Origin of the sequence: Exiguobacterium sp. U13-1 (genome assembly GCF_001750115.1) — a bacterium.
In the GTDB taxonomy this organism is placed as follows: Bacteria; Bacillota; Bacilli; order Exiguobacteriales; family Exiguobacteriaceae; genus Exiguobacterium_A; species Exiguobacterium_A acetylicum.
In genome coordinates this window covers 1,200,533-1,216,140 of the sequence record NZ_CP015731.1, presented here as the reverse complement: position 1 = coordinate 1,216,140, position 15,608 = coordinate 1,200,533, and the positions used below count along the sequence as shown (strand labels likewise).

Here is a 15,608-nt window from a genome sequence, read left to right as displayed (position 1 = left end):
TAGGTTCGAAAAAAAAGAGACCACAACAAACACGCTGACTATGTCAACTGCTGCTGTGGTCTCTCCATATTCTCCGACCGATTTATTAACTTGACCTTACTATAACATATCTCACATCATTTGAACAACATCGTAGCTTGAACAGCTTTTTGCCATCCACCATAGAGCGCATCCGTCTCTTCTTTCGCCATGCTTGGCTCGAAGCGACGTTCTTTTTTCCATTGCGTCGCGATCTGTTCACGGTTCTCAAAGAATCCGACAGCAAGACCGGCCAAGTAGGCTGCTCCTAATGCCGTCGTCTCATTGATTTCCGGACGCTCAACTGGTGCTTGGATGATGTCACCTTGGAACTGCATCAAGAAGTCGTTTTTAACCGCTCCACCATCGACACGAAGTGTTTTCATCTCGATCCCTGAATCTTGCTCCATCGCAGATAGGACGTCGCGTGTCTGATAAGCGAGTGATTCAAGTGTCGCGCGGATGAAATGTTCTTTTTCCGTACCACGTGTCAAACCGAAGACGGCACCACGAACGTCTGAATCCCAGTAAGGTGTACCGAGACCAACGAATGCTGGTACAACGTAGACACCGTCTGAAGACGTGACGCGTGTTGCGTATCCTTCTGATTCTTTGGCATCATCAATGAGACGTAAGCCGTCACGTAACCATTGAATCGCAGATCCTGCGACGAAGATACTTCCTTCTAAAGCATACTCCACTTTTCCATCGACGCCCCACGCGATCGTCGTCAGCAATCCGTGATCTGATTTCACAGCCTCTTCCCCTGTGTTCATCAACATGAAGCAGCCTGTACCGTATGTGTTCTTCGCCATTCCTGTATCAAAACACGCTTGACCAAACAATGCGGCTTGCTGATCGCCCGCTGCTCCAGCAATCGGAACTGATTCTCCGAAGAAGTGATACCCTGCTGTCTCTGCGTACACTTCAGAAGATGGTCGTACTTCTGGAAGCATCGCTTTCGGGACATCTAAGATGCCGAGTAACTCGTCATCCCATTTTAATTCATGAATGTTATACATCAACGTACGACTTGCATTCGAATAGTCGGTCACATGTGCTTTTCCGCCGGATAATTTCCAGATGAGCCACGTATCGATCGTACCGAACAATAGTTCACCACGTTCAGCACGTTCCCGTGCTCCTTCGACATGATCTAAAATCCATTTGACTTTCGTACCAGAGAAATAAGCGTCAATCAATAGACCTGTCTTCTCACGGAAGAGCTCGGCATGACCGGCTGCTCGAAGCGCTTCACAGATTTCAGCCGTTTGTCTCGATTGCCACACGACTGCATTGTGAATCGGTTTCCCTGTTTCTTTTTCCCAGACGACAGCTGTTTCACGTTGGTTCGTGATTCCAATACCAGCAATCTGCGATGGCTTTACGTTCGCCTCCGTCAGACAAGTCGCCACGACAGCAAGGACACTTCCCCAAATCTCGTTTGCGTTGTGTTCGACCCAACCTGGTTTCGGAAAATACTGCGTGAATTCCTGTTGTGCTGAATGGACGATCTCGCCGGCACGATTAAACAGGATCGCACGTGTACTCGTCGTTCCCTGATCCAATGACAAAATGTAGTTCTCCATCTCTTCCCCATCCTTTTGTATCTAAATAAGTTAAGCTGACTTTGACTCCACTGACGTTGTTTTGTTCGGACGAACACCGAATCTATAGCATAAGCCTAATATGACGATTGTCACAAGTCCTACAACCCAAAAAGCCGGTGTATCTTTTCCTGTGAAGACCGAACGATAAAACAATCCGCCAAGACTTCCACCGAGAACTGGTCCGAGAACCGGAATCCATGAGTATCCCCAGTTCGAAGATCCTTTTCCATGAATCGGTAAGATGAAGTGAGCGATACGTGGACCAAGGTCCCGCGCCGGATTCATCGCATATCCTGTCGTGCCTCCGAATGACATACCGAGGCTGACGATCAAGAAACCGACGATCAATGGATTTAAACCATCTGAGAACTTATTCGCTCCGATCGATAACAACCCGATGACAAGTAAGAATGTCGCAATCATTTCACTCATTAGATTGGCAAATGTATGTGGAATCGCTGGTGACGTCGCAAAGACGCCGAGTTTCGTTGCTGGGTCTTTCGTCTCCGCCCAGTGTGGTAAGTAATGGACGAAAACAAGACTTGCACCAAGTATCCCGCCGGCAATTTGAGCGACGATATAGCCTGGTACGTCCGCCCATGCAAATGAACCGTCAAAGGCTAAACCAAGCGTTACTGCTGGATTAAGGTGTGCTCCACTGAATTGACCGACGGCATACGCTGCAATCGCCACAGCAAAACCCCAGGCAAACGTGATGACGATCCAGCCTGCATCCTTCGCAAACGATTTCGTCAAACTAACGCCTGCACCAACACCGTTTCCAAGCGCGACAAGCAAGGCTGTACCTAAAAATTCCGCTAGTAAGGGTGACATGTGTATTCCTCCTTTTTGTTATGTGAAAAAAGCAACATAAAAAGGAGATCCACGTCAGTTCATGCTTGAATTTTCTTCAAGCAGGACTCACACGTGAATCTCCCTTTTCTCCGTCACTTTGTATCAACTTGATATCACTATAACAACCAGTGAAAACGCTGTCAAATAATCCGAATGATTTTCCTCACACCCCGATTAGGAGCGTGGTTCAAAATGACGCCACAAATCCTTATTCGATGTCGTGATACTTGAGGCACCTGCTTCAATCGCTTGTTCAACTTCCTCGACCGTATCGATGAGTCCTCCTGCAAAAACGAGACGTCCCGTCTTTTCTTTCACTTCTTGAATGTACTTTGGCATTAACCCTGGTAACACTTCGATGTAATCAGGTTGCGTCCGTTCCATAAGTTGATAACTCTTTTCGAGTGAACTCGAATCGAGTAAGAACATGCGTTGCATCGTCTTGACCTTTTTTTGACGTGCTTTCAAGATGACGCTTGCCTTCGTCGAAATGACACCATACGGTTTCAATTCTTGGCAGACGTATTCCGTTGCGTATTCATCATTTTTTAATCCTTGAACGAGATCCATGTGCAAAAACATTTTTTTGTCGTAACGATGCGCCATCTCGTAGACTGCTTTTAAACGCGATACGTGCATTTCGAGTAAGACCCCATATTCATATGGACTCTTCAGCATCTTTTCAAAGTCTTCTAATTTTCTAACGGAAGGCAGGATCTTCTGTCCAAAATATGTCATACGTTCTCCCCCTGATTCGTAATGTGTCCTAAGTATGTCGTGAAACATAAGGAATAGGCAATGCTCTTTTCATGAAAATAAGTGAAAAGAGCGCTACGATTAGGGTATAGCTTAACGAAACGATTTATTTTCAGGAGGTGAACGCGCAGTCCTACCGTCTGTGCACGTCAATGAGTCAGCAAAAACGGATTGTCATCTATTTATTTTCTATTTTAATTAACGCCTTAGGAAACAGCTTCATGGTGACCGCCTCGATCGGGAGTGCACCTTGGACTTCAGCGAGTGAAGCCGTCGCGGCAATCTCACCGTTAACCGTTGGACTAGCGATCATCGTCCTACATGTACTCGCCTTGATTGCAACACTCTTTCTCGGAAGCCGCTTCAGTTGGTGGACGATCGTCCTTAGTTTTGCACTCGTCGTCCTTTTCGGCGCCGCGATTGATTTCTTCTTATCGATCCATCAATTGATTTATACACCACAAGGATTGTGGATGCGCGCCGTGTACATGTTGATCGGCATGCCGTTGATTTCACTTGGACTCGCCCTCTATCTCCAAATCGGATTCGTATTGATGCCACCGGATTACTTGATGAAGTCACTCATCAGTCGTTTTAAAAGTACATCGCTCGGAGCAACGATCAGCCTCGGCATTCCTTTTGTGATTGCTTGCCTCTTTTCACTAATTGAACGCGAACTGATCGGCATCGGAGTCGGAACTTTCATTTTCCTCTTATTGAACGGTCCACTAATCGAATGGTTCCAGCAATTGTTCCCGATTACAGCACGTCCGCCTAAACGAACAAGTTCTTGAATACTGAAAAAGAGCTTCTGCTGATAGACGAATTTATCTATCAGCAGGAGCTCTTTCATTTACGTATATGATTTTCTTTGGAAGACAAGAATCGATGCACCTAACAAGACGATGATGTGTGCCAATACGAACAAGACGGAGAATGTCAAAGATGTTCCCATCGCTTCACTCGTACCATAGGTCATAGAACCCTTGAAATACATTGACCAGTCTAAATGCATGAATATGATCCACTTAGCGATTGCTGGCTTGAAGCCAATCAGTAAGTTACCCGCAATGCTCGTAAAGAACTGAGCCAGTACGGTGAAGCCGATGATCATTCCGACAGAACGGAATAACAATGAGAAGAATAACGTCATGAATATTGTAAAAATCGGACTGACAACTTCGACGATCGTATCTCGGAACAGAATTGGATCTCCTGCTTCTGAAAACGCAAATGAGCCTGCGTAGACGATCGCAGCGATGAACACGAATTGAAATAACATGATCAAAATCGAGAAGATCAATTTCGAGAAGTAAATCGTCATTCTGGAATACGGACTCATTAATAAGTGTTTCATCGTGTCATAACGTACTTCATTCCCGATGGCTTCTGCCGTGAAGACAATCGTAATGATTCCTAATAGAGATGTCAGTAAAAGGAACGTTAATGAATAATAATCATAACGTGTGAACTCAAAATCATTCGTCTTTGCAATGATGATAATACCAACTGCAATAACGACATATAGCGCTAAAACGATTTTCGCTTTTTTAGTCGTCCACCATTTCATCCATTCATTTTGTATGAGCGAAAGCATGTGAATCCCCCTCTTTTTTCGTTACTTGCAGGAATTGTTCCTCGAGCGTCAAGCGTTTAACGGTCAGTTCATGTAAATCGGCAATCGGCACGACGAGTCGAGCGATAGCTGGACATTCACTTTCCGGTGCGGTGATAATGATTTTATTCTCGAGTACTTCTGATGGGTAGTTTGCGACGCGAAGGGCATCGAGTACATCTGTCATCGCTTCCGCATTGACACGTAGAGCGATTTTCGCTCCGGTTTCATTACGAACGGACTCGACCGACTTGATGACACCCTGATCGATGATCGCGTAACGATCACTGATTTGTTCCATCTCACTCAACATATGGCTTGAAATTAAAATCGCGATATCTTGTTCACGCGCCATTTGGCGTAAATATTCACGAAGCTCCGCAATCCCGGATGGATCCAGACCATTCGTCGGTTCATCTAAAATCAAGACGCGCGGGTTATGTAGCAAGGCACGAGCAATTCCCAGTCGTTGCTTCATTCCGAGTGAGTACTCTCCGACTTTTTTTGAAAGCTTTCCTTCGAGACCAACGAGTCGTGCTAGTGCATCATAATCAACTTGACCGAGTCCCGGAATGAGGTTTTTTGCATGAACCAAGTTTTGTTTGCCTGTCAGATAAGGATAAAACGCTGGATTCTCCACGATTGCTCCAATTTGCGTCAACGCTTTCGAACGCTCTTCTACGACATCAAATCCATTGACCGTGACTTTCCCTGCATCCTGCTCGAGTAGTCCCGTGATGATGCGAATCGTCGTCGTCTTCCCTGCTCCGTTCGGTCCGAGGAAGCCGAACACTTCTCCTGGGGATACCTCAAAACTGACGTCTTTTAAAATTTGCTCTTTCCCGAGACGCTTTGAGATATTTTCAATCTTTAACATCTGCTCTTCCTCCTCATTCATATTTTGTCTATGCTATTAGTGTACGTGATTTTAAAGGATAAGTTTCATTTCTTACAAATATGTAATCCGATTCCAATTAAAAAGGCGTAACAGCAGAAATTTTATACTAAAAATAAAAAATGGAGTCGCTAGATGATTCTTTTTGAACAAGTAACACATGATCACTTTCCGATCATCCAATCGTTGTACGCGAGCGTTCCTGAATATGCGCTCTTAGAAGAACGAGTGCTTCCGCTCTCTGATTCGACCTTACAGGAAGAGTTTTTAAATCCCGATACCGTATCGCTGATTGGATATGTGGACGGAGAACCCGTCTTACTGATTGACTACCTACCGAAGCATCCAAAAGACGGTACACCTTGGATCGGTTTATTCTTAATGGATGCTTCTCAACACGGTACGGGAATTAGCAGTCGGTTACTATCCGCTTTTTGTGATCGATTCCTAAGTCAGGAACCTCACATTCATCTCGCGGTCTTACCTGATAATTTAAGAGCCCGTCGTTTTTGGGAAAAACACGATTTCCGCTATGTGCGAACGAGTTTCTCGAACCGCGAACAACTCGTAGACGTCTACGTGTATGATGTAAGTAAAAACAAATGAAAACGTATGAATGGAGTATCACACAATGTCCAAACCCTCACTTCGCTTTGATATTTTGTTAGCGGGATTGATTTCCCTGCTATTTTTTAGCATGACGCTCGGATTAACTTTTTTCATTAGTCAACATGCAACAAACCGACTCCAATCGGAAGTCGGGATGAATCTGTCAACGACCGCTCACCAACTATCTGATAAGCTTGATCATTACATGTGGTCACGTTATGCCGAAGTAAAATTGCTGGGTTCCTTATCAACGATTCAACAAACAGAACAAAAAACAGAAACGCGACGGACACTCGAAGAGTTACAACGGCAGATTCCTGACTTTTCTTGGATTGGTCGATTAGATACGGAAGGTAACGTCGTTGCGTCAACGAACCAGATTCTTGAAGGAACGTCGATCAAGGAACGCCCTGTCTTCCAACAAGCCTTATCACAACCATTCATCGGGGATGTCCATGAAGCTGTCCTACTCGCAAAATTATTGCCGAACCCAAGCGGTGAGCCACTCCAATTCGTCGATATTAGTACACCTTTATATGATCAGGGTCGATTTTCTGGTGTCCTCGCAACACATCTCAGTTTCGAATGGGCAAAAGCGATTGAACAAAGCTTTCAGAGTGCTACTTCCTCTCTCCAACAAGTCGATGTCTTCATCATTAGTCAAGATCGAAAAACGATTTTACTTGGACCAAGCGGATGGAGCGGTAAAACATTACCCGATAGCGTAACGCTGACTTCGAATGCTTCTGCGACCGCTTCCTGGCAAGGGAAAGAATTTGTCTCTGGTCAAAGCACAAGCCGAGGTTACAAGGATTACGATGGCTTAGGTTGGACGGTTCTCGTACGTCAACCGACTTCGATTGCGTTCGCTGATGCCGATGCTTTACGTCAAACGATTTTCATCGCTGGTTTGATTGCCTCTTTCGTTACAGCCGTACTTGGCTGGATGTTAGCGAAGCTATTGACACGACCATTATTAAAAATCACACATGCCGCACAACAGATGCAGGATGATCCATCAAAATCACTCCCGAATCATCGTGGAATCCGAGAAATCGAGACACTGACGGATGCCTTACAACGACTGATTCATCGCTTGCTACATACCGAACAAGAGAAATTAACGTTTGAACGCTTGTCACAACGCGATAGCCTGACTGGTCTCGCGAACCGCAACGGTCTCGCTCAATACATCGAACAATTGCCTGCAGAAACGCATTCTATCTATCTTTGCCTTGATTTAGACGGCTTTAAATCAGTCAATGATACGTATGGTCACGCGCTAGGTGATCTCCTGCTGATCGAAGTCAGTCAACGTCTCGAACAATTGCTTCCACCGGGTGGATTCGTGGCTCGTCTGGGCGGCGATGAGTTCATCATCGTCTTGACGACTCAATCCTTAACAGAAGCACGATACTTAGGTGAACAATGGATCGCTCACGTCTCGATGCCGTATCACTTAGAAGAACAAACCGTCCACATCGGGATGAGTATCGGAGTCGCCGAACAGGTGACAGGAGAATCACTCGAACAAGTCATGCATCATGCTGATTTAGCGCTCTATCGTTCGAAGCAAAACGGTAGAGGATGTATGTCCGTTCATTGACCATTCAGGACGGAGGATTGACAAGCGCTGCTCTCCTCCGTAAGGTGAACGAGAAGCGTATAATTTTTCAACGAGGAGCTGTCAACATGAATCAATGGACACGTGAAGCACGATACCGTCCCCTCTCGGATGTCGATCCGAGCGTCTACCAAGCGATGAAGGAAGAAGTTCGCACATCTCCTTGGCGATTTTCTTACCATATCCAACCTCCGACCGGACTTTTGAATGATCCGAACGGCTTCGTCTATCATGATGGTCTCTATCATTTGTTTTATCAATGGTTTCCACTCGGACCCGTACACGGGCTGAAGTACTGGTATCACATGACATCAAAAGACCTTGTACATTGGTTCGATGAAGGAGCCGCCTTGATCCCGAATGACGATCCTGATTCGCACGGTGCTTATTCCGGTAGTGGCTTCATTAAAGATGATCAAGTGCACATCATGTATACCGGCAATAAACGGGATGCGGATTGGAATCGCCATACGAGCCAGATCGTCGGTCATCTCCGCTCGGATGGACGAATCGAAAAACATTTACCACCTGCTATCCCAAACGTTCCTGCAGGATATACGGAACATTTCCGTGATCCGAAAGTCTTCCAAGATGCATCGGGTACCTGGTACTGCATCATTGGTGCACAGCGCATTGACTTGACGGGTTGTACTGTCATCTATCAGTCTCAAGATGCAGAGCACTGGACATTCCTCGGTGAATTACAGACGAACAATCCAACATTCGGTTATATGTGGGAATGTCCTGATTATTTTGAACTCGATGGAAAAGGTGTTTTCCTCTTTAGTCCTCAAGGGATTGAACCGGATGGTACGAACTATCAAAATATCTTCCAGTCCGGTTATTTCATCGGTGAACCGTTAGCTTTACCCGACTTAACATTCACACACGAATCGTTCCAAGAACTCGATTTCGGATTTGACTTCTACGCGCCACAAACAACTGAAGCGGCAGATGGTCGACGGATTCTTGTTGGTTGGATGGGGTTACCGGATATTAGTTATCCTTCTGACATCTATAACTGGGCACATGCTTTGACATTGCCACGTGAATTAACGATCGAACAGGGACAACTTCGTCAACGACCTGTCCGTGAACTGACACAGCTACGAAAAGAGACACTGTTTGACGAAACGATTCTTTTCGAGCAAGATGTGACGATTGCGGAAGCCGAGATTTTCGAACTCATGATGACAGACTTGAAGCTGTCGTCCGACTCGTTCCGCTTCTCGATTCGTCAAGACGCTACAGAAGAGACGGTATTCCACTACGATGCTGTATCACGTCAATTTACGATCGATCGAAGCCGTTCAGGCGCGGAAGTCCCTGCTGAAACATTTGGTACATCGCGGTCGACTGTCCTTACAAAAGACTTGCATACATTACGTTTGTTCGTAGATCGTTCTTCATTTGAACTTTTCCTGAACGATGGAGAAGCCGTTGCATCTGGACGCATCTTCCCGAAAGCATCCAGTCGTGGGATCGCCTTCTCTGGTGAAGCGACTGCCCATCTATCCATTTTTGATTTATCTTAAATGAACAAAAAGCATTTTCCTGAATAGAATCAGGAAAATGCTTTTTTAATTCAATGCTTCAATCGCAGTTCTTTTTCTAAATCAAATGCAAGGATGTGTTGCTCCCCAATCGGACCCATGACGGACTGTAACGTATCGACGTATCCCGTCTTGAAATACAATGATTTTGCAGCAATATTCTTCTTATTGACTGCCAGTGTGATCGCTGTGACTTCTGGAAAATGATGATGGACAAACTCTGGCAACTGCATCATTGCCTCTTTCGCGTATCCTTGGTGTTGATGGCGTACATCAATGGAAAAGGCACGTAACAGGACACTTTGTTCATGTGTTCGATGTGTTTTAGGGGGATTGAGATGGAGAATAAAAAATCCGACGACGAGATCGTCTTTTTTGATGACGACCGGGAATTTATCTGGATGGGCAACTGCATCTGTGACGACATCCGTCGGAAAAGAAGTAAACTGGACTTGTTCTTCTGGAAGAATGAACGCCTCACATTGTTCATAATGTTCATTCGTATACATGTGTAATTTCACTACAGACATTCTCATTCCGCCTTCCCTCTTTGTACAGGACAAGAGAGTACTCTCTTACATCTATTCCCATTTTAATGTTTTTGTGTCCATTTGCCTAGTCTTTTAGGGTACTCGTCTTACATAACATCCAATAGGTTCTTGTCTCTTTATTCCACGGTTCTTCTTTCCGTAATCCACTCCTGACACTAAAAATGATACACTAGGGAAAGTTCGATTATTGGACGCGAAATTAATACGCTCGAGGTGAACTGTATCATGCATGAAGATTTTTTCGAACAGATGGAGCGATTGACCGGCATTCAACTGAATCCTGTTCAACAACAGGCAATCGAACATGACCATGGTCCGTTGCTGTTACTCGCCTCACCCGGCTCTGGAAAAACAACGACGCTTAATTTTAAAATTGCCTATTTGATTTTACAAAAAAAGATCGAACCACATCGTATTCTAGGGCTGACCTTCAGTAAAGCGGCAGCGCGTGAGATGGCGGATCGATTTTATCACTTATTCCATGAGCTAATCGGAACAACGGCAGCTTTTTCAACGATCCATAGTTTTGCTTTTCAAGTCGTTCGGGATCATACATCCCAGCAACGTCTCTCCTATACGATCATCGAAGGACCGATGGATCAACAACATCCGAATGCGCCACATAAACGCATGTTACTCCGGCGTATTTTCCAGGAAATGAATCGGAGTGTCATTACTGATGATCAGATGGATGAGTTATTACGGATGATTTCCTTCGTCAAGAACCGTCTCCTGTCTTTAAAGGAAATCAAGGCAGTACCGACGACGATTAAACATTTTCCTGATATCTATGTGGCATATGAACAATTTAAGTCGCGTGATCCCTTACATCCGTTACTCGACTTTGACGATATGTTGACGTATGCAAATACGATTTTGGAGCAAGACCGTCGTCTGTTGCAACATTATCAGCGACGCTTTGACTATATTTTAACGGATGAGAGTCAGGATACGTCACTCGTCCAGCATCAATTGGTCGAGAAGTTAGCCTTACCACACAACCGTCTATGTGTCGTCGCGGATGATGACCAAACACTGTACAGTTGGCGTGGTGCAGATGCTTCGAAAATCCTTCATTTCAAGGATACGTATCCGAATGCGACGATTCTTTATATGGAGCAAAATTATCGTTCGTCTCAAGACATCGTATCCGTCGCGAACCAATTCATTCAGCGCAATAAAGCACGCTATCCGAAACAGATGTTCACGGAGAACGCTGCTGTTCGTCCAATCATCTTAGAGACGCTACCGACTTATGAAGATCAGACCCGCTATCTGTTGAATCAGTTACGGACAGAGACAAATTATCGTGAAGTAGCCATCTTATATCGCAACAACGCTTCTTCAATTAACGTCATGAATGCGTTAGATCAAGCAAATATCCCTTTCTACATTAAGGATGTTGATCATAAATTCTTCAGTCATTGGATTTTGAAGGATATTTTAAATTTCATGACATTCGCACAAGATCCAACAGATATCGAGATTCTAGCAACCATCCATACGAAATTCGCCGGGTATATCTCAAAAGCGCAACTGGCTCAATTGCAGCAGTTCGGTACGGGTGAGTCTTTGTTTGATCTGCTTATAAATAAAATCGAGATGAAGTTCTATCAAAAGAAACAACTCCAGCAAATGAAACGGACGTTTGCTTCCATTCAGACCGTTCGTCCGTCTGCTGCGCTTTCCCTCATTCGTCATGAATTAGGATACGAAAAGAATTTACGGAAAATGAGTGAGAGTCTTGGTTTTAGCCTCGATCATCTGCTCGAAACATTGAATACGATCGATAATATCGCAAGCGATGTACCGACGTTACTTGCCTTTCGCGAACGAATATCGCATCTTGAACAGTTAATGCGTGATGCGAAACAAAATAAAAATCAAAATGCGGTCACCCTCTCGACCTTCCACAGTGCGAAAGGACTCGAATTCGATCGTGTCTTCATGATCGATCTCGTCGCAGGGATTCTACCGTCAGCTGATACGATTAAAGCTTATAAGAATGGGCAACTCGATGATATGGAAGAAGCAGCGCGCTTGTTTTACGTCGGCATGACAAGGGCAAGACATGAACTACATCTCCTGTCCTATCGTTTTAAATCAAAATCATTTGATGTCTCGCCATTCGTCGAAGACGTCCATCGTCTTGTCACGCCTGACGCTGCAAAACGAAAAGTAGAGCGCCATCGCCCTGCTGTTACAGCGCGAGCTAGCATTCCTCCACTACCGATCACTGAGAACATGCGTGTCTCGCATACAGCATTTGGTCCTGGAACCGTCTTGCACCTGGTTGACGACGTGCTAGAAATTTCATTTGATCAAGGAATGAAAAAACAGCTTTCGTTACAAGTCTGCTCTGAAAATGCATTACTCGAAATTTTATGATTTAAAATGGACCTGACTCAAAAAAAGAATGACGCGTCTTTTCACGCTCTTTCCTCAGGCGAGACACAAGCCAGTTTTCCTGCTTCATTCAAGCAGGAAAGCGGGTCTTGTTTGTCTCTGACAGCGCATAATGCGCTTTTTCCTGTAGGAGTGACGTGTGACGCGTCATTCTTTTTGTTACGAGATAAAGGTGGCAGATTTTTATTCGGCCACCTTTATCTTTGTAGAGGCTGACTTTTGAGTCAGCCTTTGTTGTATCCGTTAATTTTTCGTCGATGACTCATTCTGACGAACCAAGGCGTCCCGAATTTCTGTCAGTAATTTTTCTTCTGTCGTTGGCGCTGCCTCTTCTTCGACGACTTCTTCTTTCTTTCGGAACGAAGTGATGCCCTTGACGAAGAGGAACAGAGCAAATGCGATCAACAAGAATTCAATACTTGCTTGAAGAAACTGACCATACTGTAACTCCGCGTTTCCGACCATGACTGACAAGCCTTTGACATCAATGCCACCGATGATGATTCCGATCAACGGCATGAAGACACTGTCGACAAGCGACTTGATGATCCCGCTAAAGGCAGCACCGAGAATGACCCCGACCGCTAAGTCAATCACATTTCCGCGAAAGGCGAACTCCTTGAATGCCTTAAACATGAAACGTCCCCCTTACCAAGCGCGGGACGCCAACTGCTGAATCGCATATCCGACGCCGTGCTCATTGTTTGTTTTCGTCACGTGATGGGCAATCGCTTTTGCTTCATCATGACCATTCCCCATCGCAATCGCCTTGCCGGCAACCTTGAACATCGGGATATCGTTCAAGTTATCACCGATGACAGCGACTTGTTCAATCGGAACACCAAGGTGGTCGGCAAGAATTTTAACTGCCGTTCCTTTATCGGCCCCAGCTGCCATGACTTCGATATTATCGTGTCCTGACGACGTGACATAGACACCGTCGACCTTCTGCTCGATTTCCTGCCAAATCTTTTTCATTAATTCTTGATCAAACGAGAACGAGATGAACTTGAACACTTGTCCTGCTTGGTTGCGAATGTACGATCGGAATCCATCAATCATCTTGACGTCTTCTTGGACATAATAGCGATCGTGGAAGAAATCGAGCACTTGTTTTGCCCGATCACTCTCTTCACTCAACTCTTTCAACGAATCGTAGGCTGCATCGATTGTCGCCCCTTGTGCTGTCACGAGTCCTTGATCACAGAACATCTCGAAGAAGACTTCATATTGACTGATGATGCCGTAAATTTGTTGCGCTTGCTCCGTCGTTAACGTCGTCGCACTCAACTCTTCTCCATCGACGGTCATCACACGTGCCCCGTTTGACGCGATGATCGGACAGTGGATTCCTGCTGCATCTGTTAATTCTTTTGCATTTAAGTAGTTACGTCCTGTCGCGATTGCAAACTCGACACCTTGTTCGCGTGCTGCTTCAATTGCCTGAATCGTTTCCGGTTCAATTCGTTGTTTACCCGAAAGAACGGTTCCATCCATGTCTGATACGAGTAGTTTGATTGGATTTGCCATCGTCTTCACTCTCCTCTTTTTCTATTTCCATACCACTATACCATTTTTCACATTTTGACTGGTCGTAAACGCGGTTTACAAGATCGGGGACAACAAACGCGAAATACTTTCCTTGAATTTAATCATTCTTGAACGCGCGGCATACGAATCGACCGTCATGAGCTTTGATACCTCACAATCGGCGAGGAAGAGCCGTTCTAGTTCAATCGTTACTTCCTGATCATAGACAATCGTATTCATTTCAAAATTCAACCGAAAACTTCGTGCATCGATATTCGTCGTTCCAACCGAAGCAACCTCGCCATCGACGACGATCGTCTTCGCATGTAAAAATCCAGGTTCATACGTGTAGATTTTAGCTCCGTAAGATAGTAGTTCCCCTACAGCAGCAGTCGTTGCCCAGTAAACAAATGGATGGTCCGGTTTGTTCGGGATCATAATTCGCACTTCCACTCCGGACAGAAGAGCTGCCTTACACGCATCTAAATAACTCGTGTCTGGAATGAAATAAGGCGATTGAATGTAAATCGTCCGTTTTGCTTCGTTAATCATCTTAATCAAGGCAAGCTTCAAATATTCTGAACGGGAATCCGGACCCGACGTGACGATTTGCATCGGTAATATATCCTGAATCCTGTGCGTTCCATAGTAAAACAAAGATTTTTCCGTATAGACGTCACTTGCTTGGTTCCAGTCGAGAATAAAGCGATCAAGCTGATCGTGAACGACGTCACCTTCCAAGCGAAAATGTGTATCTCGCCAGTAGCCAAACTTTTCATCGATCCCGAGATATTCCGTACCGACGTTGAACCCACCAATGTAACCGATTCGACCATCGATGATACAAGATTTACGGTGATTGCGGTTGTTCAATCGAAAATTAACGAATCCGATCGTCGATGGGAAAAAGGCAAACACTTCTCCGCCGTGTGCGAGTAAATCCTTGAAATCCGTCCGTTTGAGACTGCGTGATCCGACAGCATCATACAAGAGACGGACTTTGATTCCTCGACGGGCACAATCGGTTAATGTATCGATCAACGCTAACCCGAGGCGGTCTTTCTGAATGATGTAGTACTGGATATTCACTTCATGCTCAGCCTGGCGGATATCTTGAATCATCCGATTGAACTTCTGCTCGCCATCCGAAAGAATCTGCAGTTGATTGGAGAGACTGAGTAACGAACCGTTCGACATCAGGTTCATCCGAATCATATCCCGGTGCTTTTGAATCATCGGGTGCCGTCCCATCGTTACAAGTTCTTTTTTCTGTAAGGCAATCCGTCTATCCTGTTCCAGTTGTTCTTCATCCGTGACACGATAAAAATTCGTTTTTTTCAACAGTCTTCCGAAAAACAGATAGACGAGAAATCCTACGAGCGGAACGAAATACAAGATGAATACCCATGCCCACGTCGCACCAATATCGCGCCGTTCGAGAAAAATAACTGTCAGAACAGCCAAGATATTCATGATGAGCAATCCGTAGACGATGATGATCGTGAATGTACTCCATACTTCCACCATACGATTCCCTCCCGTTTTAACGGTATTCTTCGATTTTGATTCCTCTGTCTCTTATTCCC

At 45.1% G+C, this 15,608-nt stretch carries 14 protein-coding genes; 5 read left to right on the top strand and 9 right to left on the bottom strand.

Features of this window, described 5'->3' with window-relative positions:
• Positions 1 to 116: 116 nt before the first annotated feature.
• From glpK to ESP131_RS06220, 3 genes are all read right to left on the bottom strand, one after another.
• The gene (glpK, locus tag ESP131_RS06230; protein ID WP_029340955.1) at positions 117 to 1,607 is read right to left on the bottom strand and encodes a glycerol kinase GlpK; all 1,491 of its coding nucleotides are present in this window, start codon (positions 1,605 to 1,607) and stop codon (positions 117 to 119) included.
• A gap of 30 nt (positions 1,608 to 1,637) precedes the next feature.
• On the bottom strand, positions 1,638 to 2,462 hold the full coding sequence (locus tag ESP131_RS06225) for an MIP/aquaporin family protein (RefSeq protein ID WP_029340954.1): 825 nt from the start codon (positions 2,460 to 2,462) through the stop codon (positions 1,638 to 1,640).
• Positions 2,463 to 2,657: 195 nt separating this feature from the next.
• Positions 2,658 to 3,221 (bottom strand): glycerol-3-phosphate responsive antiterminator, encoded by a 564-nt coding sequence (locus ESP131_RS06220; RefSeq protein ID WP_023467370.1) that lies wholly within the window; start codon positions 3,219 to 3,221, stop codon positions 2,658 to 2,660.
• A 170-nt stretch (positions 3,222 to 3,391) separates the two neighbouring features.
• Here ESP131_RS06220 and ESP131_RS06215 point away from each other — a divergent pair, with 170 nt between their 5' ends.
• On the top strand, positions 3,392 to 4,033 hold the full coding sequence (locus ESP131_RS06215) for a YczE/YyaS/YitT family protein (protein WP_029340953.1): 642 nt from the start codon (positions 3,392 to 3,394) through the stop codon (positions 4,031 to 4,033).
• Positions 4,034 to 4,092: 59 nt separating this feature from the next.
• Here the strand turns inward: ESP131_RS06215 and ESP131_RS06210 are convergent, their stop codons facing one another.
• A complete protein-coding gene (locus tag ESP131_RS06210) occupies positions 4,093 to 4,836 on the bottom strand; it encodes an ABC transporter permease (RefSeq protein ID WP_047396255.1) in 744 nt (247 codons plus the stop codon).
• Positions 4,814 to 5,731, bottom strand: a complete 918-nt coding sequence (locus tag ESP131_RS06205; protein WP_029340951.1) for an ABC transporter ATP-binding protein — start codon at positions 5,729 to 5,731, stop codon at positions 4,814 to 4,816. The genes ESP131_RS06210 and ESP131_RS06205 overlap by 23 nt, the downstream gene beginning before the upstream one ends.
• A gap of 153 nt (positions 5,732 to 5,884) precedes the next feature.
• Between ESP131_RS06205 and ESP131_RS06200 the strand changes: the two genes are divergently transcribed.
• The 3 genes from ESP131_RS06200 (at position 5,885) to ESP131_RS06190 (ending at position 9,517) form a co-directional block, all read left to right on the top strand.
• Positions 5,885 to 6,355, top strand: coding sequence for a GNAT family N-acetyltransferase (locus ESP131_RS06200; RefSeq protein ID WP_051656220.1), 471 nt, complete (start codon positions 5,885 to 5,887; stop codon positions 6,353 to 6,355).
• 25 nt (positions 6,356 to 6,380) lie between these two features.
• Complete coding sequence (locus ESP131_RS06195; protein ID WP_047396251.1) at positions 6,381 to 7,964, top strand: diguanylate cyclase domain-containing protein; 1,584 nt, start codon at positions 6,381 to 6,383, stop codon at positions 7,962 to 7,964.
• Positions 7,965 to 8,050: 86 nt separating this feature from the next.
• Positions 8,051 to 9,517: a glycoside hydrolase family 32 protein gene (locus tag ESP131_RS06190; protein WP_069940355.1), complete on the top strand. Its 1,467-nt coding sequence runs from the start codon at positions 8,051 to 8,053 to the stop codon at positions 9,515 to 9,517.
• Positions 9,518 to 9,567: 50 nt separating this feature from the next.
• Here the strand turns inward: ESP131_RS06190 and ESP131_RS06185 are convergent, their stop codons facing one another.
• On the bottom strand, positions 9,568 to 10,065 hold the full coding sequence (locus ESP131_RS06185; protein ID WP_029340947.1) for a GNAT family N-acetyltransferase: 498 nt from the start codon (positions 10,063 to 10,065) through the stop codon (positions 9,568 to 9,570).
• A gap of 246 nt (positions 10,066 to 10,311) precedes the next feature.
• On the opposite strand from ESP131_RS06185, the gene ESP131_RS06180 reads away from it, so the two are divergent.
• Complete coding sequence (locus ESP131_RS06180) at positions 10,312 to 12,474, top strand: ATP-dependent helicase (protein WP_047396245.1); 2,163 nt, start codon at positions 10,312 to 10,314, stop codon at positions 12,472 to 12,474.
• A gap of 261 nt (positions 12,475 to 12,735) precedes the next feature.
• Here the strand turns inward: ESP131_RS06180 and mscL are convergent, their stop codons facing one another.
• The 3 genes from mscL to cls form a co-directional block, all read right to left on the bottom strand.
• A complete protein-coding gene (gene mscL / locus ESP131_RS06175; protein ID WP_029340945.1) occupies positions 12,736 to 13,128 on the bottom strand; it encodes a large-conductance mechanosensitive channel protein MscL in 393 nt (130 codons plus the stop codon).
• A 12-nt stretch (positions 13,129 to 13,140) separates the two neighbouring features.
• Positions 13,141 to 14,022, bottom strand: a complete 882-nt coding sequence (locus tag ESP131_RS06170) for a Cof-type HAD-IIB family hydrolase (RefSeq protein WP_029340944.1) — start codon at positions 14,020 to 14,022, stop codon at positions 13,141 to 13,143.
• Positions 14,023 to 14,097: 75 nt separating this feature from the next.
• On the bottom strand, positions 14,098 to 15,549 hold the full coding sequence (gene cls / locus ESP131_RS06165; protein WP_029340943.1) for a cardiolipin synthase: 1,452 nt from the start codon (positions 15,547 to 15,549) through the stop codon (positions 14,098 to 14,100).
• Between the last annotated feature and the right edge of the window lie 59 nt (positions 15,550 to 15,608).

Coding starts and splice junctions, on each gene's coding strand:
- glpK (WP_029340955.1), bottom strand. CDS start 1,607: ATGGAGAACTACATTTTGTCATTGGATCAGGGAACGACGAGTACACGT.
- ESP131_RS06225 (WP_029340954.1), bottom strand. CDS start 2,462: ATGTCACCCTTACTAGCGGAATTTTTAGGTACAGCCTTGCTTGTCGCG.
- ESP131_RS06220 (WP_023467370.1), bottom strand. CDS start 3,221: ATGACATATTTTGGACAGAAGATCCTGCCTTCCGTTAGAAAATTAGAA.
- ESP131_RS06215 (WP_029340953.1), top strand. CDS start 3,392: ATGAGTCAGCAAAAACGGATTGTCATCTATTTATTTTCTATTTTAATT.
- ESP131_RS06210 (WP_047396255.1), bottom strand. CDS start 4,836: ATGCTTTCGCTCATACAAAATGAATGGATGAAATGGTGGACGACTAAA.
- ESP131_RS06205 (WP_029340951.1), bottom strand. CDS start 5,731: ATGTTAAAGATTGAAAATATCTCAAAGCGTCTCGGGAAAGAGCAAATT.
- ESP131_RS06200 (WP_051656220.1), top strand. CDS start 5,885: ATGATTCTTTTTGAACAAGTAACACATGATCACTTTCCGATCATCCAA.
- ESP131_RS06195 (WP_047396251.1), top strand. CDS start 6,381: ATGTCCAAACCCTCACTTCGCTTTGATATTTTGTTAGCGGGATTGATT.
- ESP131_RS06190 (WP_069940355.1), top strand. CDS start 8,051: ATGAATCAATGGACACGTGAAGCACGATACCGTCCCCTCTCGGATGTC.
- ESP131_RS06185 (WP_029340947.1), bottom strand. CDS start 10,065: ATGTCTGTAGTGAAATTACACATGTATACGAATGAACATTATGAACAA.
- ESP131_RS06180 (WP_047396245.1), top strand. CDS start 10,312: ATGCATGAAGATTTTTTCGAACAGATGGAGCGATTGACCGGCATTCAA.
- mscL (WP_029340945.1), bottom strand. CDS start 13,128: ATGTTTAAGGCATTCAAGGAGTTCGCCTTTCGCGGAAATGTGATTGAC.
- ESP131_RS06170 (WP_029340944.1), bottom strand. CDS start 14,022: ATGGCAAATCCAATCAAACTACTCGTATCAGACATGGATGGAACCGTT.
- cls (WP_029340943.1), bottom strand. CDS start 15,549: ATGGTGGAAGTATGGAGTACATTCACGATCATCATCGTCTACGGATTG.